Origin of the sequence: Hymenobacter koreensis, assembly GCF_039541855.1 — a bacterium.
In the GTDB taxonomy this organism is placed as follows: domain Bacteria; phylum Bacteroidota; class Bacteroidia; order Cytophagales; family Hymenobacteraceae; genus Solirubrum; species Solirubrum koreensis.
The window spans coordinates 1-21,658 of record NZ_BAABHA010000008.1 but is presented as its reverse complement, the minus strand read 5'-3'; the positions used below and the strand labels follow the sequence as shown (position 1 = coordinate 21,658).

At 61.6% G+C, this 21,658-nt stretch carries 17 protein-coding genes and 2 pseudogenes; 6 read left to right on the top strand and 13 right to left on the bottom strand.

Annotated elements, in window-relative coordinates; genetic code table 11:
• Positions 1-162 precede the first annotated feature (162 nt).
• From ABD903_RS12560 to ABD903_RS12550, 3 genes are read left to right on the top strand one after another with little or no spacing between them, the layout of a single operon-like run.
• The gene (locus ABD903_RS12560; protein ID WP_345224719.1) at positions 163-1,317 is read left to right on the top strand and encodes an efflux RND transporter periplasmic adaptor subunit; all 1,155 of its coding nucleotides are present in this window, start codon (positions 163-165) and stop codon (positions 1,315-1,317) included.
• Positions 1,314-2,573, top strand: coding sequence for an ABC transporter permease (locus tag ABD903_RS12555; protein WP_345224718.1), 1,260 nt, complete (start codon positions 1,314-1,316; stop codon positions 2,571-2,573). The genes ABD903_RS12560 and ABD903_RS12555 overlap by 4 nt, the downstream gene beginning before the upstream one ends.
• Before the next feature lie 2 nt (positions 2,574-2,575).
• Positions 2,576-3,253: an ABC transporter ATP-binding protein gene (locus ABD903_RS12550; RefSeq protein WP_345224716.1), complete on the top strand. Its 678-nt coding sequence runs from the start codon at positions 2,576-2,578 to the stop codon at positions 3,251-3,253.
• Positions 3,254-3,363: 110 nt separating this feature from the next.
• Here ABD903_RS12550 and ABD903_RS12545 read toward each other — a convergent pair whose 3' ends face one another.
• The 3 genes from ABD903_RS12545 to ABD903_RS12535 form a co-directional block, all read right to left on the bottom strand.
• Entirely contained in the window at positions 3,364-5,214 is a 1,851-nt protein-coding gene (locus ABD903_RS12545; protein ID WP_345224715.1) for a pyruvate kinase, read from the bottom strand.
• A gap of 199 nt (positions 5,215-5,413) precedes the next feature.
• On the bottom strand, positions 5,414-6,037 hold the full coding sequence (locus ABD903_RS12540) for an NAD(P)H-dependent oxidoreductase (protein ID WP_345224712.1): 624 nt from the start codon (positions 6,035-6,037) through the stop codon (positions 5,414-5,416).
• Between the two features lie 298 nt (positions 6,038-6,335).
• Positions 6,336-7,052, bottom strand: coding sequence for a GAF domain-containing protein (locus ABD903_RS12535; RefSeq protein WP_345224710.1), 717 nt, complete (start codon positions 7,050-7,052; stop codon positions 6,336-6,338).
• A 354-nt stretch (positions 7,053-7,406) separates the two neighbouring features.
• Here ABD903_RS12535 and ABD903_RS12530 point away from each other — a divergent pair.
• A pseudogene (locus ABD903_RS12530) lies at positions 7,407-8,920 on the top strand (SulP family inorganic anion transporter).
• 153 nt (positions 8,921-9,073) lie between these two features.
• Here ABD903_RS12530 and ABD903_RS12525 read toward each other — a convergent pair.
• The 8 genes from ABD903_RS12525 to ABD903_RS12490 form a co-directional block, all read right to left on the bottom strand.
• Positions 9,074-9,514, bottom strand: coding sequence for a hypothetical protein (locus ABD903_RS12525; protein ID WP_345224708.1), 441 nt, complete (start codon positions 9,512-9,514; stop codon positions 9,074-9,076).
• Positions 9,515-9,729: 215 nt separating this feature from the next.
• The gene (locus tag ABD903_RS12520; protein ID WP_345224706.1) at positions 9,730-11,088 is read right to left on the bottom strand and encodes an MFS transporter; all 1,359 of its coding nucleotides are present in this window, start codon (positions 11,086-11,088) and stop codon (positions 9,730-9,732) included.
• 90 nt (positions 11,089-11,178) lie between these two features.
• Positions 11,179-11,589 carry a DUF6691 family protein gene (locus ABD903_RS12515; protein ID WP_345224705.1) on the bottom strand — a complete coding sequence of 137 codons (411 nt, stop codon included), beginning with the start codon at positions 11,587-11,589 and terminating at the stop codon, positions 11,179-11,181.
• A gap of 8 nt (positions 11,590-11,597) precedes the next feature.
• Complete coding sequence (locus ABD903_RS12510; RefSeq protein ID WP_345224703.1) at positions 11,598-12,158, bottom strand: YeeE/YedE family protein; 561 nt, start codon at positions 12,156-12,158, stop codon at positions 11,598-11,600.
• Positions 12,159-12,192: 34 nt separating this feature from the next.
• On the bottom strand, positions 12,193-12,531 hold the full coding sequence (locus tag ABD903_RS12505; RefSeq protein WP_345224702.1) for a rhodanese-like domain-containing protein: 339 nt from the start codon (positions 12,529-12,531) through the stop codon (positions 12,193-12,195).
• 107 nt (positions 12,532-12,638) lie between these two features.
• Positions 12,639-13,994 (bottom strand): rhodanese-like domain-containing protein, encoded by a 1,356-nt coding sequence (locus ABD903_RS12500; protein WP_345224699.1) that lies wholly within the window; start codon positions 13,992-13,994, stop codon positions 12,639-12,641.
• Positions 13,995-14,066: 72 nt separating this feature from the next.
• The gene (locus ABD903_RS12495) at positions 14,067-14,882 is read right to left on the bottom strand and encodes a sulfite exporter TauE/SafE family protein (RefSeq protein WP_345224697.1); all 816 of its coding nucleotides are present in this window, start codon (positions 14,880-14,882) and stop codon (positions 14,067-14,069) included.
• 69 nt (positions 14,883-14,951) lie between these two features.
• Positions 14,952-15,275 carry an ArsR/SmtB family transcription factor gene (locus ABD903_RS12490; RefSeq protein ID WP_345224695.1) on the bottom strand — a complete coding sequence of 108 codons (324 nt, stop codon included), beginning with the start codon at positions 15,273-15,275 and terminating at the stop codon, positions 14,952-14,954.
• Positions 15,276-15,614: 339 nt separating this feature from the next.
• Between ABD903_RS12490 and ABD903_RS12485 the strand changes: the two genes are divergently transcribed.
• On the top strand, positions 15,615-17,738 hold the full coding sequence (locus ABD903_RS12485) for a prolyl oligopeptidase family serine peptidase (protein ID WP_345224693.1): 2,124 nt from the start codon (positions 15,615-15,617) through the stop codon (positions 17,736-17,738).
• 1,784 nt (positions 17,739-19,522) lie between these two features.
• Here the strand turns inward: ABD903_RS12485 and ABD903_RS12480 are convergent.
• Together ABD903_RS12480 and ABD903_RS12475 are read right to left on the bottom strand one after the other, a co-directional pair.
• Positions 19,523-20,632: a glycoside hydrolase family protein gene (locus ABD903_RS12480; RefSeq protein WP_345224691.1), complete on the bottom strand. Its 1,110-nt coding sequence runs from the start codon at positions 20,630-20,632 to the stop codon at positions 19,523-19,525.
• Between the two features lie 228 nt (positions 20,633-20,860).
• On the bottom strand, positions 20,861-20,995 hold the full coding sequence (locus ABD903_RS12475; RefSeq protein WP_345224688.1) for a hypothetical protein: 135 nt from the start codon (positions 20,993-20,995) through the stop codon (positions 20,861-20,863).
• A gap of 186 nt (positions 20,996-21,181) precedes the next feature.
• On the opposite strand from ABD903_RS12475, the pseudogene ABD903_RS12470 reads away from it, so the two are divergent.
• Positions 21,182-21,658 (top strand): annotated as a pseudogene (locus ABD903_RS12470) (hypothetical protein); the annotation flags it as partial.

The window sequence follows — 21,658 nt, the reverse complement described above, 5'->3', positions numbered from 1 at the left end:
CATTACAAGAAATATATTCCAGTCCTTCGGGTCCGATATGGCAGCGCTGCTGGAACCGCGCTCCTTGCGTTTTTTCTCCGGTGTGCGCCACGGAAGGGCCGTGCCGATATGCTTAAGGCGGTATTCATTTCAGGAATGATCGGTAATCGGTATCTGCTCCCTTTGCGAGCGGCCAGCACGCAAACCAGCTCCGGGGCTGTACGCCAGTTGCCGAGCGTGCGGCAGGCGCTGCCCGCCTTGCGTTGGCTGGGGTGCCTGCTGCTGGGCCTGTGGCTAAGCGGCTGCCAGCCAAAAGCCGAGCGCGTGCGGCCAGTGTATTCGGCTATTTCCGAAAGCGTATACGCCACCGGCACGGTGAAAAGCGCCGGGCAGTACCAGGCGTTTGCCAGCGTAGGCGGCCTGGTAAAGGAAATCTACGTGCAGGAGGGCGACTCCGTGCAGGTAGGCACGCCGCTGCTGGCCATAGCCGCCGACGTGGCGCAGCTGAACGTGGAAAACGCCGCGCTGGCGGCCCGCAACGCGGCCGTGGCCGCCAATCAGGATCAGCTCCGCGAAGCCCGGGAGCAACTGGACCTGCAGCGCCGCACCATGCAAAACGACGAGCTGCAGCTTGCGCGGCAGCGCCGGCTCTGGGCCCAGGGCATCGGCACGAAGCTGGCCTTGGAGCAGCGGGAGCTGGCGTACGCGGCCGCCCGCACGGCGTACCAGTCGGCGGCGGCGCGCTACCACACCCTGCAGCAGCGGCTGGATTTTGGGGCGGCGCAGGCCCGCACCAACCTGCAGATTGCCCGCCAGCAAGCCCGCGACTTTGTGCTGCGCAGCCAGGTGCGGGGCGTGGTCTATAAGCTGTACCCCAAGCAGGGCGAGGCCATCGGCCCCCAAACGCCGGTAGCGTTGCTGGGCAACGCGCGCCACTTCGTGCTGGAAATGCAGGTCGACGAGGCCGACATCGTGCGCATCCGCCCCGGCCAGCAGGTGCTGGTAACCCTGGACAGCTACCCCGGCGAGGTGTTTACGGCCCGCGTAACCAGCGTGGTGCCCCTGATGAACGCCAACAGCAAGACCTTCGTGGTGGAGGCCGCGTTTGTGCGCCAGCCGCCGGTGCTTTACCCGCAGCTCAGTTTCGAGGCCAGCATCGTGCTGCGCACCAAGGCCCGGGCCCTGCTGGTTCCGCGCCGCCTGCTGGTGAACGACTCCACGGTGCTGAACGCCGAGGGCCAGCCCGTGCGGGTAAAAACCGGCCTGCGCGATTATCAGATGGTGGAAATACTGGCCGGCCTGGGCCCCGACGACGCGCTTACGCCCCCCGCGCCATGAAGCTGCCGCTGCTCTACGACGTGGCGTATTCGCTGCTGCGGGCGCGAGGGGGGCAGTCGTTGGTGGCCGCCATCGGCGTCACGTTCAGCATCACCGCGTTCATCGCGCTGCTCAGCTTCATGTCGGGCCTGAACCAGATGCTGGACGGGCTGGTGCTCAACCGTACGCCCCACGTGCGGCTGTACAACGAGCTGAAGCCCGCCGCCCGGCAGCCCGTGGACCTGTACACCGAGGGCCGGCGGCAGCACAATTTCATCCGCTCCATCAAGCCCCGCCAGGAGCTGCCGCGCATCCGCAACAGCGCCGCCGTGATGGCCGCCATCCGCCGCGACCCGCGGGTGCTGGGCGTGGCGCCCAAGATCCAGACGCAGGTGTTTTACAACGTGGGCACGCTCACGCTCAACGGCACCATCAGCGGCGTGGCGGTGGAAGAGGAAAACGCCCTGTTTGCTTTCAGCGACTATGTGGTGGCCGGCAACTACCAGAGCCTGCAAACGGTGCCCAACAGCATCATGCTGGGCAAAGGCGCCGCCGACCTGATGCTGGCCGACCTCGGCGACGTGGTGCAGGTGACCACGCCCCAGGGCGAGCGGGTGCAGCTGAAGGTGGTGGGGCTGTTTCAGTCGGGCCTGCTCGAAATCGATAAGGTGCAGAGCTACACGTCGCTGGCCACGGCCCGCAAGCTGCTGGGCGAGTCCAATGCCTACGTGACCGATATTCAGGTGAAGCTCCACGACCTGACCCAAGCCCCGGCCGTGGCCCGCGAGTACCGCCGGCTCTACCAGGTGCAGGCCATGGACATTCAGCAGGCCAACGCCGATTTTGAAACCGGCACCTCCATCCGCACGCTGATTTCCTACGCCGTGGGCGTGACGCTGCTCACCGTGGCCGGGTTCGGTATTTATAACATCCTGAACATGATGATTTACGAGAAGATGGACTCCATTGCCATCCTCAAGGCCGTCGGGTTTGCGGGCCGCGACGTGCGCCGGGTCTTCGTGCTCATTGCCCTGTCCATCGGGGTATTTGGCGGGGCGCTGGGCTTGGTGCTGGGGCTGGGGCTGTCGGCGCTCATCGGGCAGCTGCCGTTTCACACGGCCGCCCTGCCCGCCGTGCGCACGTACCCCATCGATTTCAACCCGGTTTTTTACGTCATCGGGGCGGTGTTTTCGGTGCTGACGAGCTTTCTGGCGGGGTATTTTCCGGCCCGCAAGGCCAGCCGCATCGACCCGGTCGTTATCATTCGCGGCAAGTAACCATGAGCACGCCAGTACTGGAAGCCCGCGGCATCAGCAAGTATTTCGCCGACCCGGTGCGGGTGCAGGTGCTGCGCGACATCAGCTTCGCGCTGGCCCGCGGCGAGTTTGCCTCCGTGGTGGGCAAGTCGGGCTGCGGCAAATCCACGCTGCTCTACATCCTCTCCACCATGGACACCGACTACGAGGGCACGCTGCTAATCGACGGGGAGGTGATGGGCACCAGGACGGAAACCGAGCTGGCGCGCGTGCGCAACGAGAAAATCGGCTTCGTCTTTCAGTTTCACTACCTCATCAACGAGTTTTCGGTGCTGCGCAACGTGATGCTGCCCGGCGAAAAACTGGGGCGCCTGGCCGCGCCGGAGCTGGAGCACCGGGCCTATGAGAAGCTGCGCATCCTGGGCATAGCCGACGAGGCCCTGAAGCTGCCCAACCAACTCTCCGGCGGCCAGAAGCAGCGCGTGGCCATTGCCCGGGCGCTCATTAACGACCCGCTCATCATCATGGGTGATGAGCCCACCGGCAACCTCGACAAGAAGAACAGCGAGGTGGTGTTCGACATCTTCCAGGAGCTGGCTCACACCCACCAGCAGGCCCTGCTCATCGTGACCCACGACCCCGATTTTGCCGCCAAAACCCAGCGCGTCATTGAGATGGAAGACGGGCGTATTATCAGGTAAATGGCCGCAGAATTCCCCGAATAGCGTGCAGGAAAGGGGAGTGACGGGGCTGTTGCACCGCTCTCTTTGGCCTGAGCTGGCGGTAGTTGATGGCCAGGTGCCGGCATGCTTCAGGTAAGCGCGTGGGCTACGTGCAGGCGGCGCAGCATAGGGCTTTTCTTGCTCTGGTGCGCCTGCATCCGCTGCAGAATATTGGACAGGGTTTGCACGGCTTCCACCACGCGGGTGCCCTTGTTGAGCATCACGCACTCGGCCCGGTCGCCCATGGCCGCGTCGGTAATTTCGGCGCGCGAAGGCAAGCCGCCGCGCGCCAGGCTCTCCAGCACCTGCGTGGCCCAGATAACCGGCACGTGGGCCGCTTCGCACAGCCACAGCATTTCTTCCTGCACCTCGGCCATGCGCTCGAAACCGCATTCAACGGCTAAGTCGCCGCGGGCAATCATCACCCCGCAGGAGCCCGCCGCCATGGCACTCAGCAGCAGCGCCGGCAGGTTATCGAAGCCCTGGCGGGTTTCAATTTTGAGGATGATGGGCAGCGGCCGGTCGGTTAGCTGGGCCAAGTGCAGCCGCAGCTGCTCCACGTCCTGCACCGTGCGCGCAAACGAAAGGGCCACCATGTCGGCGTGCTGTGCGGCGAAGACCAGGTCCTGCCGGTCTTTGTCGGTCAGGGCCGAAACCGGTAGCTGGCTGTCGGGCAGGTTAATGCCTTTGTCGTTGCGCAGCTTTTCGCCTTTGGCGCGGGCCCGCGTAATGCGCACCAGCAGGGTGCCGGGCTCCGCCAGCTCTACCACGCCGCCAATTTTGCCGTCGTCGAACCAAATGGCTTCCCCCACTTGCACGTAGTCGAGTACTTCCGGCAAGGTGCAACCAATGGCCGGCGTTTCCAGAGAAGCCAGCTCCGCGAGGGGCAAACGAGTGAGCCGGAGCCGGTCGCCGGTATGGAGCAGCAGCAGGCTTTCCAGCTGCGGCAGGCCCAGCGGAGTTGCGGCGGCGGAAGCACTTTGAAAGCGGGTTTCGGGCGTGAGGTAAGCGGTTTTGCGCAGCTCGGCCCAGCTGCCCGCCGGGCCCATACTATGCAGGCGCAGTTTGCGCTTCTTGCCGCGCGCATCTACCAGCCGAATGGTTTCCCCTTGCTGCAACTGGTTCAGCCAGGTAGCCGGGAAGTGCAGCGTGGCCGTGCCCGGTTCGGGCGCGGGCTGGGGCTGCTCCTGCGCCGTTAGCCACAGCCGAGCCGGTGCCAGAATGCGCCCGAAAGCGTCGCGCCGGGGGCCGACGGGCAGCACGGCCGGAGCAGGTGGCAGGCCGGCCGTGCGCAATTTGGGGCCGGCCAGGTCCATGCTTACGTGGCAGGACTTGCCCAAGGCCTGTTCGGCCCGGCGCAGGTGCGCTATCATCTGCTGCCAGGCGGCGGCATCGTCGTGGGCGCAGTTAATGCGCATGCAGTCCATGCCGTGGCGCAATAGCTCGTGCACCAAGTCGTAGTCGGTTGCCGCTTCGCCCGGCATGGTAACCATAATTCGTACGCCGCGCGCCGCAGGGGCGGGACCCAGCGCCGCCTTGCTGTGCTCGGTGAGCAGGCGCGGGCCGCTGCTGAAATCCGGGGCTTTTTCGGCGGGTGGCTCCGGCACGGGCGCCTGGGGGTGGCGCAGGGCGTGCAGCACGCCCAACACGGCATCTACGGTGGCCAGCGCGTGCGCCTCGGCCCGGCCCAGCGACGAGAGGCCCAGCGCGGCCAGGCGCTGCTGCAAGGGGCGCAGGTCCTGCCGGCGCAAGGCCAAATAGTGCAGCAGGTTGCGGGCGCTGAGTTGAAAGTCGGGGTGCACTGCCTGCAGGCGGTCGGCCGCCTGCGCGGCTAACCGGAGCATATCCTGGCGCACGGCCGTCAGTTCAGCAATCAGCTCGTCGAGTTCGGGGGCGTGCTGGCCGGCAAACGAGGTAAGAAAAGCAGAATCGACTGTCACAAGCAATAGATAAGGGTTTCCGAAGCCAAGCTAGGGCCGAAGTGCGCCCGTGTGGTACGTACGATCAGATTAAGCAGGTTACAACAGCGTTGGCAACAGCTTCAGAATCCTACTCCGAACCATCTTTGTCAGGAAGCGCAGCGCGCAGCTACACCGCTTTAACTAACTGGCAGAAGCAGGAACGTGCCGCTCCGGTAGCTTACGCTTGTGGGGCTGCCAACACGGGCTGCCCTACTTGGTCAACCGGCTTTTTAGCCAGCGGAATGGCACGTATAACCTTTGCGAGCTGGTCCTCGCGCTGCTGGGCGGTTAAGTACCGCATGCGCCCAATGCGGGTAACGCGCACGGGCGAAATGCCGCAAAACTCCAGTACGGCCCGCTTAACGGTGTTCAGGTCGCTGTTGCGGTACTGCCACCAGATCCACCACGTTGGGGCGTCGCAGGTGGTGATTACGTGCGCCGAGCGTCCCCGCAGCAGCTTATCCCAGAACGGGCCCTGCTGCCGGTAGCGGTAAGCATAGCCCGAAAGCAGCACCCGGTCGAAAAAGCCCTTGAGCAGCGCCGGCACCGAGCCCCACCAGATCGGGTAGATAATCACCCACTGCTCGCACCAGCTCAGGTGCTGCTGCGCCAGCTGCAAGTCGGGCTCCAGCGCCTGAACCTGCTTGTAGCCCTTCCAGAGGATGGGGTCGAAATCCAGGTCGCCCAGGTTTTGGCGGCGCACCTCGTGGCCGTTGCGCGTAGCAGCGGCTTCGTAGGCATCGGCGAGCCGGCCGTTAAAGCTGTCCTTGTCGGGGTGCGCCAGGAGCAGGTAAATGCGCATCGGTTTTCGAGCTTGGATGGGAGAGAGGCCGCAAAACCGCAAAGGGTTGTTGCGTGGGCTTACAGCGCGGCAAGTAAGGGGCTGAAGCGCATTCGGGCAATGACGAACATCAGGCCTCCGGCCGGTAATGGCCTGGCTCAGCGGTGGCCGCAGAAGCCGAAAGCGTACCGCGTTGCTCAAACGCCCGAAGCATTTCAAACCGTTTTTTCACGCCACAGCGGCACATTTGGCCGTTGGCCGGATGCGCATCGGCAAAGAGCCTCTTCCGGTAACAGGCCCAACTACTACCCGGTCTGGCTTACGAACAACTGTATTCGCCTAACAGGGCGTGCAAGTCGTTCAGGCGGCGTTCTACCTGCGCCAGCAGCTCAGCCGATACGGGAATTTGCACGCCGTGGCGGGTGTAGAGGTAGCGCACCAAGGCAGTGAGTTCGCGCAGCTCCTCCTGCAGTAGCGTGCGTAGCTGCTCCCACCGGTCGGGTACGGTACGGGCCTGGCTTAGGCAGGTGTGGCGTACGGCAATGGTCTGGCTGATAAGCGCGGCCAGCTGGTCCAGCACCTGCTGCTCGGTGGCGCTAAAGGAACGGGGCTGGCGGTCGATGATGCACAGGGTGCCGATGGGGTGCTGATCGGGCAGGCGCAGCACGGCCCCGGCGTAAAAGCGCAGGTCGTTGGCCTGGGCGGCCTGAACGGCTTCCGGCGGCAAGGTGGCCACTTGCTCCAGCAGCACATCGTGGTATACCACCGCCCGGGACTGCTGCACGGCGGTAGAGCAAATGGCTTCTACGCGGGGCTGCCGCTCGTTGCCGGGCATGCCGTGGTTCGCGGGGTAGAACACCTCGTCTTCCTCCACTACGGAAATCAGGGAAATGGGCAGGCTGAATACTTGCGCCGTGAGGGCCACAAACTCATCGAAGATGGGCTCGATAAGGGTGGGCAACACCTCGTGGGCGCGCAGGCTGCGCAGGCGGTCGGGTTCGTTGTTGGGCGGCAGGGCAGCAGAAGACACGGACATAGCACAGGGTAGCACCAGCAAGCTACAAACTTTAAAACGCAACTGCTTGTGCCAAGAAATGCCGGGTTCCTCCTGGCTGTTGCCGGCGGGCTGGGGCTGAACAAAGTGCATTAACCGGTTCCCGGTTCAGGTCCGAATGGTGGGCACGTGCCCAGCCGCCAGGCGCCGGAAACGTGCGGGGGGTGGCCCTTTCTTGTTTTTGCCTGCTACATGCTTAGTTTTTATTTGCCCGTTTTCAGGCTCAGCCCACGCTGACAACCGGCGTAAATTGCCCTGGCCGCCGCTTCTGCTCAAAAGCGCGCGGCTTTTCTTTTGCCCCGTTTTAGCGTGAATATGTCCTCCGTAGCTTAGTATCTGTTGCCGTACAAAGTCAACGTTAAAAATGAAATCCTGGCCGGCCTGACCACTGCACTGGCCTTGGTGCCCGAAGTGGTAGCCTTTGCCCTGCTGGCTCACATCAGCCCGCTGGTGGGCATTGGTTTTGCCTCTGTTATTTGTATGGTTACCAGTGTATTTGGTGGCCGGCCGGGCATGATATCGGGTGCAGCGGGTTCGGTGGCGGTGGTCATCGTGAGTCTGGTGGTGCAGCACGGGGTGGAGTACCTCTTTGCCGCCGTGGTGCTCATGGGCCTGATTCAGGTAGCCGTGGGGCTGTTGCGCTTCGGCAAGTTTATTCGGCTGGTGCCGCAGCCGGTGGTGTACGGCTTCGTTAACGGTCTGGCCCTGATTATTTTCATGGCCCAGCTGGAGCAGTTCAAGGTGCCCGATGCAGCCGGGCACGAACACTGGCTTACGGGCGTACTGCTGGCGCTGATGCTGGGGCTGACCATGGCAATTGTCTATTTTCTGCCCAAGCTGACCAAGGCCGTGCCGGCCTCGCTCGCGGCCATTGTGGTGGCGTCGGCGCTGGTTATTGTGGGCGGGCTCGATACCAAGTCGGTGGGCGACATTGCCTCCATTGCCGGCGGGCTGCCCACGCCGCACCTGCCGCGGGTGCCCCTGGCATGGTCTACGCTGGTTATAGTGCTGCCTTACGCCGTAATTATGGCGCTGGTGGGCCTCACCGAAAGCCTGCTCACGCTCACCGTGGTCGATGAAATGACCGATACCCGCGGCCGCGGCAACCAGGATTGTCTGGCCCAGGGCCTGGCCAACGTGGCCTCGGGCCTGACGGGCGGCATGGGCGGCTGCGCCATGATCGGGCAGACGATGGTTAACTTGGAGTCACGGGGGCGCGGGCGGCTTTCGGGCGTGGTGGCCGCCGTGGCCCTGGGCCTGTTCGTGGTGGTGGGCTCGGGCTTGTTTATGCGCCTGCCGCTGGCCGCTTTGGTGGGCGTAATGTTTATGGTGGTCATCGGTACCTTCGAGTGGGCCAGCCTGCGCATTCTGTGCCGCATACCGCTAACCGATGTGCTGGTGATGGTACAGTGACGTTGGTTACCGCGGTTTCGCAGAACCTTGCCCTGGCCGTGCTGTTCGGAGTGGTGGTATCGGCGCTGGTCTTTGCCTGGGAAAACGCCAAGCGCATCCGGGCCCGCAAGTACACGGACGAAGCCGGCGTGAAGCATTATGAAATCTATGGGCCGCTGTTCTTCGGCTCGGTGCAGGGCTTTGGCGAAAAATTCGACGTGGCCGGCGACCCCGCAGAAGTAATCATCGATTTCCGCTAAAGCCGCGCGGCCGACATGTCGGCCCTGGAGGCGCTGCACAAACTCACCGAGCGTTACCACCGGGCCGGCAAAACCGTGCACCTGCGCCACCTCAGCCCCGACTGCCGCCGGCTGCTGGGCAATGCCGGCGCCTTGGTCGACGTCAACATCCTGGAAGATCCGCGCTACATCGTTACGGGAGCTAACGTGTTGTACTAGCCAAAAGGCCTCCCGTAAATATTTGCAACACTTGTTGGCCTGTTACTTCAACCGGCTTCAGGTTGTTAACTGGCCGTCCCAGCTTTGGGTGAACATCAGACTCCTTGCGGACATGGGCGCAGATCGGCTACGGCAGGGCCGGGCGGCCGGGGGTTACGCTTTTTGTTTGGCGGTCAGCCAGGCGGCGGCTGCAGCCTTGTCGGTAAACAGGGCCACTTCCACCTGCGAGCCAATTTTTCCCCGCAGCATCGCCTCACCGCCCTGTTCCCCAAACGAGCCCGGACGCGCCACGTGGGCCAGGTACCGAATGCCGGCGGCGTATGCCCGCGGCAACCATTCTTCCTCAAGCCACGCTACGGCGTCGGACCAGGGCCCCGAAAACCCGGTGTTGTCGTTGAGCCGGTAAGCGCAGCGGCTGTGCTCATGCACGGCCAGACCGGCCACTACGGCGTTTTTTAAGTCTTGTTGGGTAGCTGCGCCGTACCACGTGGCTTCCACGATGTTGGTCCGCTCATGGTACTCAATACGGTAGAACACCCGGCCGAAGATGTTCTGGACTTCCCGAGACAGAACGGGGGCTTCCAATGGGTGCATAGTAAAAATTTAATAAAAGTAATAAAACTTTCGCGAGTTGGTGGTAGGGCCTGCGGCGTGTGCCAGCACCATCTGGGTTCCGGCTAAGCTTGTGGGTCGGGTTGGCGCTTGGCCGGCGCCCGCATGCTGATAGGCCCGCGCTACACCGTCGGCGGGGGCAGCGTGGGTAGTGGCGGAAGAGCAGAATAGCGCTAAGCGTTATTGTACGCCTCTGGTTATGCCGTTGGTCCCGAAAACCGCGTCGTTGGTAACGGGCGGCGGCAAAACTCAGCCGAGAGGTAGAGGGAGCTTGCGTAACGGAATCGGGCAAACAGGGCGAGGCCGCTGGGCCGGGCGCAGCTTTGCGGGGGCGCCTTCGCGGGCGCGGTTGCCGGTAAGCAGTACATGCGGCGGCGAATAATCAGCGACGAGAGCAGCGTGAGGCCGCCCACGGCCACCAGCGCGGCGGATAGGCCGAATGCATCGGCCAGCACACCGGTTAGCAGGGCACCCACCGCGTACCCTGCGTCGCGCCACAGGCGGAAAATGCCTACGCTGTGGGCCCGCTGGGCCGTGGGAGCGTATTCGGCAATGGCGGCTAAAAACGTGGGGTACACCAGCGCTGTGCCCGCTCCCAGCAAGGCCGCCAGCAGCACAAACGTGGGGTACGACGAAGTAAAAAGCATGGCCAGCAGCACTACGCCTTGCAGCAGCATGCCCCAAAACAGCAGGTCTTTTTTGCAAAGGCGGTCGGCCAGCGGCCCGGTCAGGAGCTGGCCCAGTCCCCAAACGGCCGGATACACGGCTGCCACGGTGCCAATTTGGGTTAGCGTAAAACCCTTGCCCGTTAGCAACAACGGCAACAGGCCCCACACCATGCCGTCGTTGAGGTTGTTGACCAAGCCGGCTTGCGTAACCGAGCCCAAGTTGGGGTGGCGCCAGCTAACGTCCCAGAACGAGAGGGGAGGGCCCGCCGCGCCGGCCGGGGCCTGGGCGGCTTCCAGGGCTACGTGGTGGCGGGTGTCGCGCACCAGCAAGGAGCTTAGCAGCCCCATTACGGCCAGCCCGAGGCCCAGGTAAAACGGGTAGGGACGCAGGCCGTATTCGGTGGCCAGCCAGCCCGACGCAAAGGCCGTGGCCGCCACGGCCAGGTACCCAGCCGACTCGTTCAGGCCCATAGCCAAGCCGCGCTGCCTGGCACCTACCAGGTCTATCTTCATCACCACCGTGCTCGACCACGCCAACCCTTGGTTAAGGCCCAGCAGGACGTTAGCGAAAATCACCCAGCCCCAGGACGGCGCCCAAAGCAGGAGCAGCGGCACCGGCAAGCCAAAGAGCCAGCCCAGCAGCAACAGGTTTTTGCGCCCCACACGGCTGGCCCAGGCGCCGGCGTAGTAGTTGGCAGCGGCCTTGGTCAGGCCGAATACCACGATAAAGGAGAGGATGGCCGAATGCGCCACCAGCTGAAACTCCTGCTCGGCCAGCCGGGGCAGAATGGTACGCTCCAGTCCCACCATGCCGCCTACGAAGGCATTTACCAGCACCAAGAGGCTGAATTGGGGCCAGTTTTCGCGCAATCCGAGTTGATGCGTCATAACAAAGACGGGGTACGCCGAAAGGTAAACCGGATGGCGTCCGTAATCCAGGTGAAGAGCAGGCGGAGCCGTAAACCGTTAGGCAGCGGCCTAGTGCGGGAGCTTTTCGCGCAGGGCGCTATAGGTCCAGGTGCCGGCCAGCGCGGCCAGAATGAGCACTGCCGCCCCCGCTACGCCGCTGCCCAACTGGGCAAACATGGGTCCGGGGCAAGCGCCGGTCAGGGCCCAGCCCAACCCAAACAGGATGCCGCCAATCCACACGCCGTGGTTGTATTGTTTGTCGGCGAGGGCGATGGTTTCGCCGTCAATGGTCCGGAGGCGGTAGCGTTTGATAAGCTGAATGGACACCAGCCCCACCAGAATGGCCGAGCCAATGACGCCGTACATGTGGAAGCTCTGAAAGCGGAACATCTCCTGGATGCGCCACCAGCTCACAACTTCGCTTTTCGTAAGAATGATGCCGAACAACACGCCCAGCACCAGGTACTTCAGGTTCTTCATTTGACTGATTAAAAAAGCAGCGGGTAAAACACCCAGGTCATTAACAGGCCGCCCACGAAGAAGCCAATAACGGCCACCAACGACACCCATTGCAGGTTTGAGAGGCCCGAAATGGCGTGGCCGGAGGTGCAGCCCCCGGCGTAGCGCGTGCCAAAGCCGACGAGGAAGCCACCCAGCACCAGAAACACCCAGCCTTTCCAGTTGGTCAGGTTTTCGAGGGAAAACAATTCCCTGGGCAAGAGGCCGGAGAAATCGGTCAAGCCCATCTGCGCTTTCAGGTCGCGCACCGTGTCGTCGGAAATAGCAATGGTGTCGGGGTGGCCCAGCACCTGGTAGCCGAGGAAACCGCCGATGCCAATGCCGAGCACGAAAAACAGGTTCCAGATTTCGGCCCGCCAGTTGTAGTTCAGGAAGGGAATACCCGCCGGCAGGCAGGCGGCACACACGTGTCGCAGCGAAGAGCTGATGCCCAGGGCCTTGTTGCCCAGCAGCAGCAGCGCCGGCACGGTCAGCCCAATGAGCGGGCCGGCTACATACCAGGGCCAGGGCTGGCGAAGAAAGTCAAGCATGAATTAGTGGGGTTGAGGGAGTACGAAGAGCCTACTAGCGGATCAGCTTTTCGGGCCAGTCGAGCACCCCGCCAAGCAGGTTGTGTACCTGCCCAAAGCCGGCCTTGGTGAGCTGGCCAGCCGCGGTGGCGGAGCGGGCCCCGCTGCGGCAGTACACGTAGGTGAGTTGGGTTTTGTCCAGCGCCGCCACGCGGCGGGTAAAGTCCGGGCTGGTCACGTCCAGGTTAACCGCGCCGGGCAGGTGGCCGGCGGCAAACTCGTCGGGGCGGCGCACGTCCAGCAGCACCGCGCCGGGTTGGCGCAACGCGGCAGAGAACTGGGCGGGAGTGAGGTTTTTATAAGTAGATGCGGAACCTTGAAAAAGACCAAACATGGCGGAAAGGAAAAGCGGGAACGTTAGCTGATGCAGAGAAGCCACGGCGAGCAGGCTGGAAGAGCCGCTGGGTTGCGCAGGCTGCGGCTCGTCCGAAACCGGGATAATTAGTGGCCGGAAATGGCCGGGAGAAAGGTCTTCACAGCTTCGCTTAAATCGAGCACGGGCGTGCCAGGCAGGGCCGGCGCCAGAATGCTGGCCCCGGCAGCCGAGCGGTAGCCCCCGGCGCAGTGTACCACCACGGGCTTGCCGTGGGGAATTTCCTGTACTCGTTCGCGCAGCTCGGGCAGCGGAATGTTTAGCGCACCGGCAAACAGCGGCTCGGCCTTAGCTTCCGAAGCGTTGCGGATGTCCACGATGGTGTAGGCCTCCGGGTGCTGGCGGAACTGCTCCACGTCCAGCTTCGGTAGCGTTGCCTGCGTTGCGGGTGTGCCCACCAGGGCACCTTTAATCAGGGACTCATAGCCAATTTTGGCAGCCTTCTGAATCAGTTCTTCCCGGGCTGCCTCGTCGGCCGCCACCAGGTAGAAGGGTTCTTCCGGCCCCACTATGGAGCCCAGCCAGGTTTCGAACTTGCCGCCCTGTTGAATGTTGAGGGCGCCGGGTACGTGCCCCTTTTTGAACGCGGCTTCGGGACGAGTGTCTACCACCAATACACCGGGCTCAATGGGGGTGTCAGCTGCTAGGCGAGGCACCTGCTGCACACTGGGGGCGTAGGCCGGGGCCCCGGCTTTGTTTAAGGCCACGTCGTAGCCGAAGTACTTGGGAATGAAAGGCTGATCGGCCATCAGCTCCTGCACGAAGCCTTCTTCGCTCATCGGGCGCAGGGCGTAGTTGCTGGCTTTTTCGTCGGCAATGGTGCTGCTGTTGGCTCCACTCAGGGCTTTGCCGCAAAGGCTGCCCGCGCCGTGGGCCGGGTACACCAGCACGGCGCCGTCGAGCACCATCAGCTTCTCGCGCAGCGAGTAATACATCTGCCGGGCCAGTTCCTCGCGCTTGGCCGTGAGGTTGCCGGCTTTTTCGCGCAGGTCGGGGCGGCCTACGTCGCCGATGAACAGCGTGTCGCCGGTAAACACGGCCACATCTTTGCCTTCGCGGCTGAGCACAATGCTAATGGAGTCGGGCGAGTGGCCGGGCGTGTTCAAAGCACGAAAAGCGAGCTGCCCGACGGTGAAGGATTGTCCCTCGTCAAACGTTTCGTGCGGGTAGTCGGCCCCCAGCAGTTGGCTCACGCGAATGGTGGCGCCGGTAGCCCGCGCAATTTCCAGATGCGACGATACAAAGTCGGCGTGCGGGTGGGTTTCGATTACGCTTACAACGCGGGCGTTGTGGGCCTGGGCAAAGTCGTAGTACGGTTGCGGGTCGCGGGCCGGGTCGATGAGCACGATTTCGCGGGCCGACTCGCTCAGGATGGCGTAGGAGAAGTGGGCCAGGCCCTTGTCTTCAAACTGTTCGATTTTCATAAGAAAACTCAACGGAAAGGTGAAGAAACGCAGGTAGAAAATGGCTTGGGGAATCAGGCAGCAAGCGGGGCCTTACGGCGTAAACACCAGCTCGCGCAGCAGAATGAACGTGCCCATGGCCAGGGTAAACCAGCCGAAGGCCGGCTTGAGCCTGGCACCCGGAATGAAGCGGGACAGGTAGGTGCCCAGCACGATACCCACCAGCGCAAAAGCCAGGAAGCCGAGCAGGAAACCCCAGGCGATGGGCGTGCCGACGCTCAGGTCGCCGGTGAAGCCGATAAGCGAATTCAGGGCAATGATGGCCAGCGAGGTGCCTACGGCCAGCTTCATGGGCAAGCGTGCCCCCAGTACCAGGGCCGGGATGATTAGAAAACCGCCGCCGGCCCCCACAAAACCCGTGAGCAAACCCACCGCCAAACCAATGCCCAAAACCAGCGGGTAGTTAAAGGCGTGCCGATGGTGCAGCTCCTCGTCCAATACTTCTTCGGCCTGCTTGCTGCGAATCATCGACGCCGCGGCCACCACCATCAGCGCCGCGAAGGCGACCAGCACCAGCAGGTCTTTGGTGAAGGCAATGCCGGCCACCGTGAAGAGCTCCTGCGGAATGGCCGGCATGAGCAGCTTGCGCACCGCAAACACGGCCAGCAGCGAAGGAAGCAGGAACACCACGGCGGTTTTCATCGACACCAGTCCCTTGCGGAAGTAGCCCGAAGCCCCCACCACCGAGGTCGAGCCCACCACAAACAGCGAGTAAGCCGTACTCAGCACCGGATTTACGCCCATCAGATACACCAGCACAGGCACGGTGAGAATGGAGCCCCCGCCCCCCATAATGCCCAGAGAAAGGCCGATGAAGATGGCTGCGAAGTAGCCGATGAGCTGGGACATGGAAGGGAAGGTAGACGTATGAATTTATGATAGATTGTTCATGTGTTCGGTCAAAAAAAACCACGACTGCTACAGGAACGTGCAGGTGGCCAGGCACTGAATAACGTCTACTACCTCGCGCATCTTCAGGGCGTAGTAAATGTTTTTGCCCTCGCGGTGGGAGCTCAGAATGCCCTTAAGCTTCATGCCCGAGAGGTGGTGGGAGAGCAGACTTTGCTCTACGTTCAGCTTTTCGCTGATATCGGTCACCGACAGGCGCTCCTGGCTGGCCAGCAGCTGCACAATGGCAATGCGCGTGGGGTGGGCCGTCGTCTTGAGAATAAAGGCCACCTTCTCCATTTTCTCGACGGAGAGGTTCATGTCAGCGGAGCTAGTCGAGGTGGAGGAAGTCATTGTTGATGCAAACTTATGAACAGTTGTTCATTTATACAAGTGTTGTGCATTGGTTGGTTCCACTTCGCTCTGAATTCAGTTCTTATTACGCCCGCCGCTAACGAGCAAGTGGGTAAAAGGGGCCTTGCCAGGCGCTATGCATTCTATTCAGGATGTGCCAAAGGCTGTGCCCCAGCCGATTTCTACCGCACTGGCCCTGGACTGCGCCCGGCTTGGTTCGTGCCTGGGAGGGGCATCGGTGCCGTAATTTTCTATCGGCAACTTCAGGAAGCCGGGAGAACTGTAATTTGTCGATCTTCACGTTCGACTCAATTTTAACCCGTGCCAAACGCAACTCCTATGAGAAGCTTCTTTGCCCTGTTGGGCGCCGCGTTGCTCAGTGCGCCAGCCCATGCCCAGGCGCCCGTTAAGCGGCTGCCCTACCCGCAGACCAAAAAGGTGGACACCGTGACCACGTACTTCGGCACCAAGGTAGCCGACCCGTACCGCTGGCTGGAAAACGACCAGGCCCCCGACACCAAAGGCTGGGTGCAGGAGCAAAATAAGGTAACCCAGCATTACCTGGCCCAGATTCCCTACCGCGACGCCATCCGCAAGCGCCTCGAAACGCTGTGGAACTACGAGAAGTACGGCGCGCCCTACAAGGAAGGCAAGTACACCTATTTCTCGAAGAACACCGGCCTGCAAAGCCAGTCGGTGCTGTACCGGCAGGTGGGCAAGGGCACCCCCGAAGTATTCCTCGACCCCAACAAGTTCTCGAAAGACGGCACTACCTCGCTGGCGGGCCTGAGCTTCACCAAAGACGGCAGCCTGGCCGCCTACTCCATCTCGGAAGGCGGCTCCGACTGGCGCAAGGTGATTGTGATGAAGACCGCGGACAAGTCCCTCGTGGGCGACACGCTCAAGAACGTGAAGTTCTCGGGCACGGCCTGGCGCGGAAACGACGGCTTTTACTACAGCTCCTACGACAAGCCCACTACGGGCAGCCAGCTAGCCGGCAAAACCCAGATTCACCGGCTGATGTACCACAAGCTGGGCACCCCGCAAAGTGCCGACCAGCTGATTTTCGGCGGCGAGAAAACACCCCGTCGCTACGTGGGCGCCTACCTCACCGAAGACGAGCGGTTCTTGGTTATTTCGGCTCGCAACACCACCACTGGTAACGAGCTTTACCTCCAGGATTTGAGCAAGCCCGGTAGCCCCATCGTGCAGGTGGTGGACAACGAGAAAAGCACCGTGGGTGTGCTCGATAACGTGGGCAGCAAGCTCTACATTCAAACCAACCTGAACGCGCCCAACAACCGCGTAGTAACTGTGGATGCTGCTAACCCGCAGCCCGCCAATTGGAAAGACCTGATTCCCGAAGGCAAAAACGTGCTCAACGCCACTACCGGCGGCGGTAAAATCTTCGCTAACTACCTGAAGGACGCCACCGCCCTGATTGAGCAGTACGACATGAACGGCAAGAAGGAGCGCAGCATCGCCCTGCCTTCGGTGGGCTCGGCCGGCGGCTTCGGCACCAAGAAAGAGGAGAAGGAAACCTACTACACCTTCACCTCTTACACCTACCCGCCCACCATTTTTAAGTACGACATTGCCACCGGCAAATCCACGGTGTGGAAGAAGGCCGGCGTGCAGTTCGACCCCAGCAAGTTTGAGTCGAAGCAGGTGTTCTACACCTCCAAAGACGGCACGAAGGTGCCCATGATCATCACCCACAAAAAGGGTTTGGCTCTGAACGGCAAAAACCCCACGCTGCTCTACGCCTACGGCGGCTTTAATAGCAGCGTAACGCCAAGTTTCAGCACCTCCAACATTGTGCTGCTCGAAAACGGCGGCATCTACGCAGTAGCTAACCTGCGCGGTGGTGGCGAATACGGCGAGAAGTGGCACAACGCCGGCACCAAAATGCAGAAGCAGAACGTGTTCGACGATTTCATTGCCGCCGGCGAGTATTTGGTGAAGAACAACTACACCTCGAAAGACTACCTGGCCATGGCCGGCGGCTCGAACGGTGGCTTGCTGGTGGGCGCCGTAATGGCACAGCGCCCCGATTTGTTCAAAGTGGCCTTCCCGGCGGTGGGCGTGATGGACATGCTCCGTTACAACCAGTTCACGGCCGGCGCCGGCTGGGCCTATGATTACGGCACGGCTCAGGACAGCAAGGAAATGTTCGAGTACCTCTACAAGTATTCGCCCTACCACGCCCTAAAGCCCGCTAACTACCCCGCCACCATGGTCACCACTGCCGACCACGACGACCGTGTGGTACCTGCGCACTCGTTTAAGTTCGCTTCCAAACTGCAGGAAACGCAGCAGGGACCGGCCCCGGTGCTGATTCGGGTAGAAACCAAGGCCGGCCACGGCGCAGGCCGCTCCACGGCTCAGGTAATCAGCGAGCAGACCGACAAGTGGGCCTTCATGTTCCAGAACATGAACGTGTTGCCTTACCAGAACAACTAACGGCGCTTCGCCGTCTGCCCGGCCGGGCAGGCGGCGAAGGTGCGCCAAAAGCAGCGCGGCCAGCATCCGCAACGCACTTCTCACGAGGCGTGTTGCAGGATGCTGGCCGCGCTGCTTTTGTTTTGGTCCTCACATATGTATGCGAGGCGACCAACCATAGGCAGCGGTAGTGCATCCTTCAGGCAGTTCTCCTAACCTGATTTTTCTGCCCCTAATATGTATCGGTCCTTTTTGCTTTTGCTATGGTGGATGGTGGTGCTCTGCGTCCAGCGCGCCCACGCCCAATCGGATACCGCAACTGCGAAACCCGCCACTCAAGTTAATGCTGCCATCACCTCCCCGGTGGCAGTAGCTGAAGCTATTGAGCCGCTACCGCCGGTTGTAACCTCATCTTCCCCGGATAGCCCCGCAGTTTCGTTGCGGGGCCTTTCGGTTGCACAACGGCAGCAACAAGGGCGCGCCGATGCCAAACAACACTACCGCCCGGCCAAGGGTGTTTTTTGGACGGGCGCGGCCCTGGGTTTTGTAACTCCGCCGCTCTTTATCAGCGGCCAAGCCGGGCTTGCGGCCGGGGCAACCGGTTGCGCGGTGGTGCTGGGGGTGGTTCCGCCACGCGCGCCGCAGTTGCTCGCCCAAGTTCCGCGGCCTGAACTGCTGCAGGACCCTGACTACCGCAGCGGATACGAACACCAATCCAACCGAAAAAAAAGAGGGCGGGCACTATTGGGCTGGGGCGTGGGCTCCGCGGTTTCGCTCGGCGTATCGGTCGCTATTTTGGCCGCCTTGTTTCCCAACGGAATAGGGTTTGGCGGATGACCTTCCATTCCACTGCAAACATCTGCGGTGGTCAGCAATACCCATTTTTTGTGGGTTACAAAAAACTAGGGGAGAGGCCTGTTGAAAGTACGCAAAAGCAAAGCCCATCACGAAACCAAACGGCCGTTTTCGAGCGGTCAAATAGCGGGTTGATAAAAATGCGTTTTTCATCACACTGTTTGACCGCTCGGAAGTTCTGATTGAACATATTTACCTACCAAGCAGGTTGGAGCTAGTGTCAGCTTGGGTCATCATAGGTAAGTAATTCGGGGTTTGCATGCCCGCTAAAGAAAAAGCCCCGTTTGTAGCTTCCAAACGGGGCTTCTAGTGAAGCCGCTGGGTTTAGCTTCTGATTATTGTCAAGCCTATTACTGGCATCTATTTATGCTTTAGCTTTACTGCTCCACTCTCAATCGTTGGCTTTTTTGCCCAAAACCGTTGGTGTTTTTTCTTTTGCCAACGGCAAGCCATTTAGTGCGCAGTTCTTACTTAGACAAATGTGCTGTTTATCAGACGGAGAAATCCGGTGCTTCCAGAGGCTTGACGGGACCTATTTAATCCACTAGTAATTGACAGGGAAGTGGCGGGGCTTTGTTCATATGGAACCGAACTAAATAGGTAACGAGATGAACAGCCTGCCCGATGTCGGACTTACCATCCCAGTACAATATGGTCCGACCGGCATTTGGCTCGGGGAAAGAGTACGGACTAGGGTGCCGGCTTGGGCATGTACGGTGACCGGTACTGGTCCGGCTTTCGCCACCGAAATGCCAAAGCTGGTTTGCTGGCTCCGGGCTAGTATGGGGTAGGGAAATATGCTCAGCACTAGCGAGGGCTCCGTGGTCGTCTGGTAGGTGCCCAACAGGGACGTTAACACGACGGCATGCAAGGGCCCAGCTGCTGGGGCCGCAACTGCGTATCCAAAACGCCAAGCCGTCTTCAATAATTAACTATTAAATAGCTAAGCCTTACAGCAATATCGCGTCCCAAGCTAATTCGTCTTCGGAAAGGGCCGTCAGCAGCACTAAACCAACCCGGATTATATCTGATAAGGCGTCAGCGGTTGGTTGCCGATCTGCCCCTAGCTCCTGGGGTAACCACTGCTGCGTTTGGTTCAGCCAATAATGGCAACCAGCTAAGTAGGCGGGGTGACCACTTAAGCGATGAATCTTAGCGTAGAGGTGCGCCAGACCGGAGGCTCCCCGGTCCCATCGGGGGGTGTTTACCTGCGTAGCGGCCAGCGAAGTGCGCAGCAGGGTGTTGAGCCCCACCAATTCCGCTGTTTTAATCAATTCATTGTCGCCCAGCAAAGCGTGTGCCTCATAAAACAGCAGGGCTTGGCCCAGGTCGCCGCGGTGCCAGCTCAGTTCAGCGCTAAAAGTGGGGGCGCCCGCCAGCCCATGCAGCTGGTAGGGAAACACCGAGTAGTGGCCTTCCTGGAAGTCCACGCGCTGCATTACCCCCAGCAGTTGCAATAGGCTCGTACGCACGTGATGCTCCAGGCCCGGTACGGGCACGCCGCTTCGGTGCAGTTGTAGCAATTGCAATAGCTCCGCGGTCAGGCCACCATCCAGACCCAGTTCCACTGGCTGCGGAGGCGTTGTCGGGAGGTCTGGCGGCAGCAGGGCCGGCAGGCTGGCTTCGAGCAGCTGCCGCAGCAGCGGCGCCGAGGTGGGCAGACGCAGGCGCAGGTAGCGCACGCTACGAAAGAAATTGCGGCGGCTTTCGCCCTCGGGCGCGTGGCCGAGTTGCCGGGCTTGTTGTTGCACGGCTTGGTCGAGCTGCACCATACGGGCACTTGCGCCTGCGCTGGCCATGCCGTCGGCACTCCAGGCAGTATGAAGCCAAGCGGCTGCGCAGAGCGTTTCGAGTTGGCGGGCCAGCTCCGGAGGTGGTAGCGGGCTTAACTGTTCGGGCAACTGTTGATCGAAGCGTTGGGCTAAAGCAGCGTCCGGCGCGTGGCCGGACGCTTTATCGACACAGTAGCGATAAATGGTAAAGTCGGCATTGGATACCGGGGTAAATCCTGCTTCGTGTGCGCGCAGCAGCCAGGCGTGAAGGGCCCGCCAGCTTTGCATGAGGCTAAGGCGTGAGGGAGGCGCCGGCGGCTTGTTGGGCTGAAGCCTTCCGTTGGGAGAAGCGATGGGCGGATAAGAAGAGGACATTAGAATAATGGTAGCGGCTGACCGGTAGGCGAAACGGCCGGAAAGCGGCCGGGAAGCAGGAGCAGCCGGTTCGGCGGATCCGCAGCTAAAAGCGCGGGCGAGCCGGAAGGGTAAGCAGTGGAGCTTGGAGCTCGTGTCTGCTTAAAAGCCGCTTATGCTGGTGATAGTATCCGTAAGAGTGGTGTCACCAAAACGCTTGCCGGTTTGGGCCGGCGCAAAGCGTGTTACAACGGTCTTGGTGATTTTGAATTTGAGGGAGGCGTTGAGGTTTTTCATGGGATTGATAGGAGTAGAAGAGTATTTTGCGGTGATGCGTTGCTTGAAACAAACGTACTCTAGCCCCGGTACACTGCGGAAAATATTACACCAATCCCCCGTTCGGCGGTACCAACCTGGCCAATTCGGCCTCTTTTCATGGGCCGGCCCCCAGTGCCCACCACTCGCTCCGCTTATTTTTGCCGCATGCAATTAGGCTCTAATGACTGGCGGCGGGCCTTGCGGCGGCCCGCCGTGCTCCACGTGCTGGTCTGGCTCGGCTTCGCTTTGTACGAACAGCTCACCTTTTTATTTATAAACGTCGCGAATCCCGAACGGCTTAGCTTCGGCCTGTACTACCTGCCGCACGCGGCGCTGTTTTACGCCAACAGCGAGCTGCTGCTGCCGCGCCTGGCGGGGCGGGGCCGCTACCTGCTCTACGCCCTGGCGGCCCTGGCGGCGCTGGCCGGCTACGCCGCGTTGCGCTGCGAGCTGAACCTGGGCCTGGCCCGGTTCACGGGCTGGGCCCCGCCGCCCGGCATGAGCTACGGGCAGCTTTGGGTGCTGTCGGTTCACCGCGGCTTCTTTTTTCTGTTTGCCAGCCTCGGTTACTGGATGGCGCGCTACGCGGTGGGGGCCGAGCGCCGCCGCGGGGCGCAGGAGGCGCAGCTGCGGGCCACGGAG

Excerpts from the sequence above, each read along its gene's own strand:
- ABD903_RS12555 (WP_345224718.1), top strand. The coding sequence starts at position 1,314 with ATGAAGCTGCCGCTGCTCTACGACGTGGCGTATTCGCTGCTGCGGGCG.
- ABD903_RS12550 (WP_345224716.1), top strand. The coding sequence starts at position 2,576 with ATGAGCACGCCAGTACTGGAAGCCCGCGGCATCAGCAAGTATTTCGCC.
- ABD903_RS12540 (WP_345224712.1), bottom strand. The coding sequence starts at position 6,037 with ATGCGCATTTACCTGCTCCTGGCGCACCCCGACAAGGACAGCTTTAAC.
- ABD903_RS12535 (WP_345224710.1), bottom strand. The coding sequence starts at position 7,052 with ATGTCCGTGTCTTCTGCTGCCCTGCCGCCCAACAACGAACCCGACCGC.
- ABD903_RS12525 (WP_345224708.1), bottom strand. The coding sequence starts at position 9,514 with ATGCACCCATTGGAAGCCCCCGTTCTGTCTCGGGAAGTCCAGAACATC.
- ABD903_RS12520 (WP_345224706.1), bottom strand. The coding sequence starts at position 11,088 with ATGACGCATCAACTCGGATTGCGCGAAAACTGGCCCCAATTCAGCCTC.
- ABD903_RS12515 (WP_345224705.1), bottom strand. The coding sequence starts at position 11,589 with ATGAAGAACCTGAAGTACCTGGTGCTGGGCGTGTTGTTCGGCATCATT.
- ABD903_RS12510 (WP_345224703.1), bottom strand. The coding sequence starts at position 12,158 with ATGCTTGACTTTCTTCGCCAGCCCTGGCCCTGGTATGTAGCCGGCCCG.
- ABD903_RS12505 (WP_345224702.1), bottom strand. The coding sequence starts at position 12,531 with ATGTTTGGTCTTTTTCAAGGTTCCGCATCTACTTATAAAAACCTCACT.
- ABD903_RS12500 (WP_345224699.1), bottom strand. The coding sequence starts at position 13,994 with ATGAAAATCGAACAGTTTGAAGACAAGGGCCTGGCCCACTTCTCCTAC.
- ABD903_RS12495 (WP_345224697.1), bottom strand. The coding sequence starts at position 14,882 with ATGTCCCAGCTCATCGGCTACTTCGCAGCCATCTTCATCGGCCTTTCT.
- ABD903_RS12490 (WP_345224695.1), bottom strand. The coding sequence starts at position 15,275 with ATGACTTCCTCCACCTCGACTAGCTCCGCTGACATGAACCTCTCCGTC.
- ABD903_RS12485 (WP_345224693.1), top strand. The coding sequence starts at position 15,615 with ATGAGAAGCTTCTTTGCCCTGTTGGGCGCCGCGTTGCTCAGTGCGCCA.
- ABD903_RS12480 (WP_345224691.1), bottom strand. The coding sequence starts at position 20,632 with ATGCAAAGCTGGCGGGCCCTTCACGCCTGGCTGCTGCGCGCACACGAA.
- ABD903_RS12475 (WP_345224688.1), bottom strand. The coding sequence starts at position 20,995 with ATGAAAAACCTCAACGCCTCCCTCAAATTCAAAATCACCAAGACCGTT.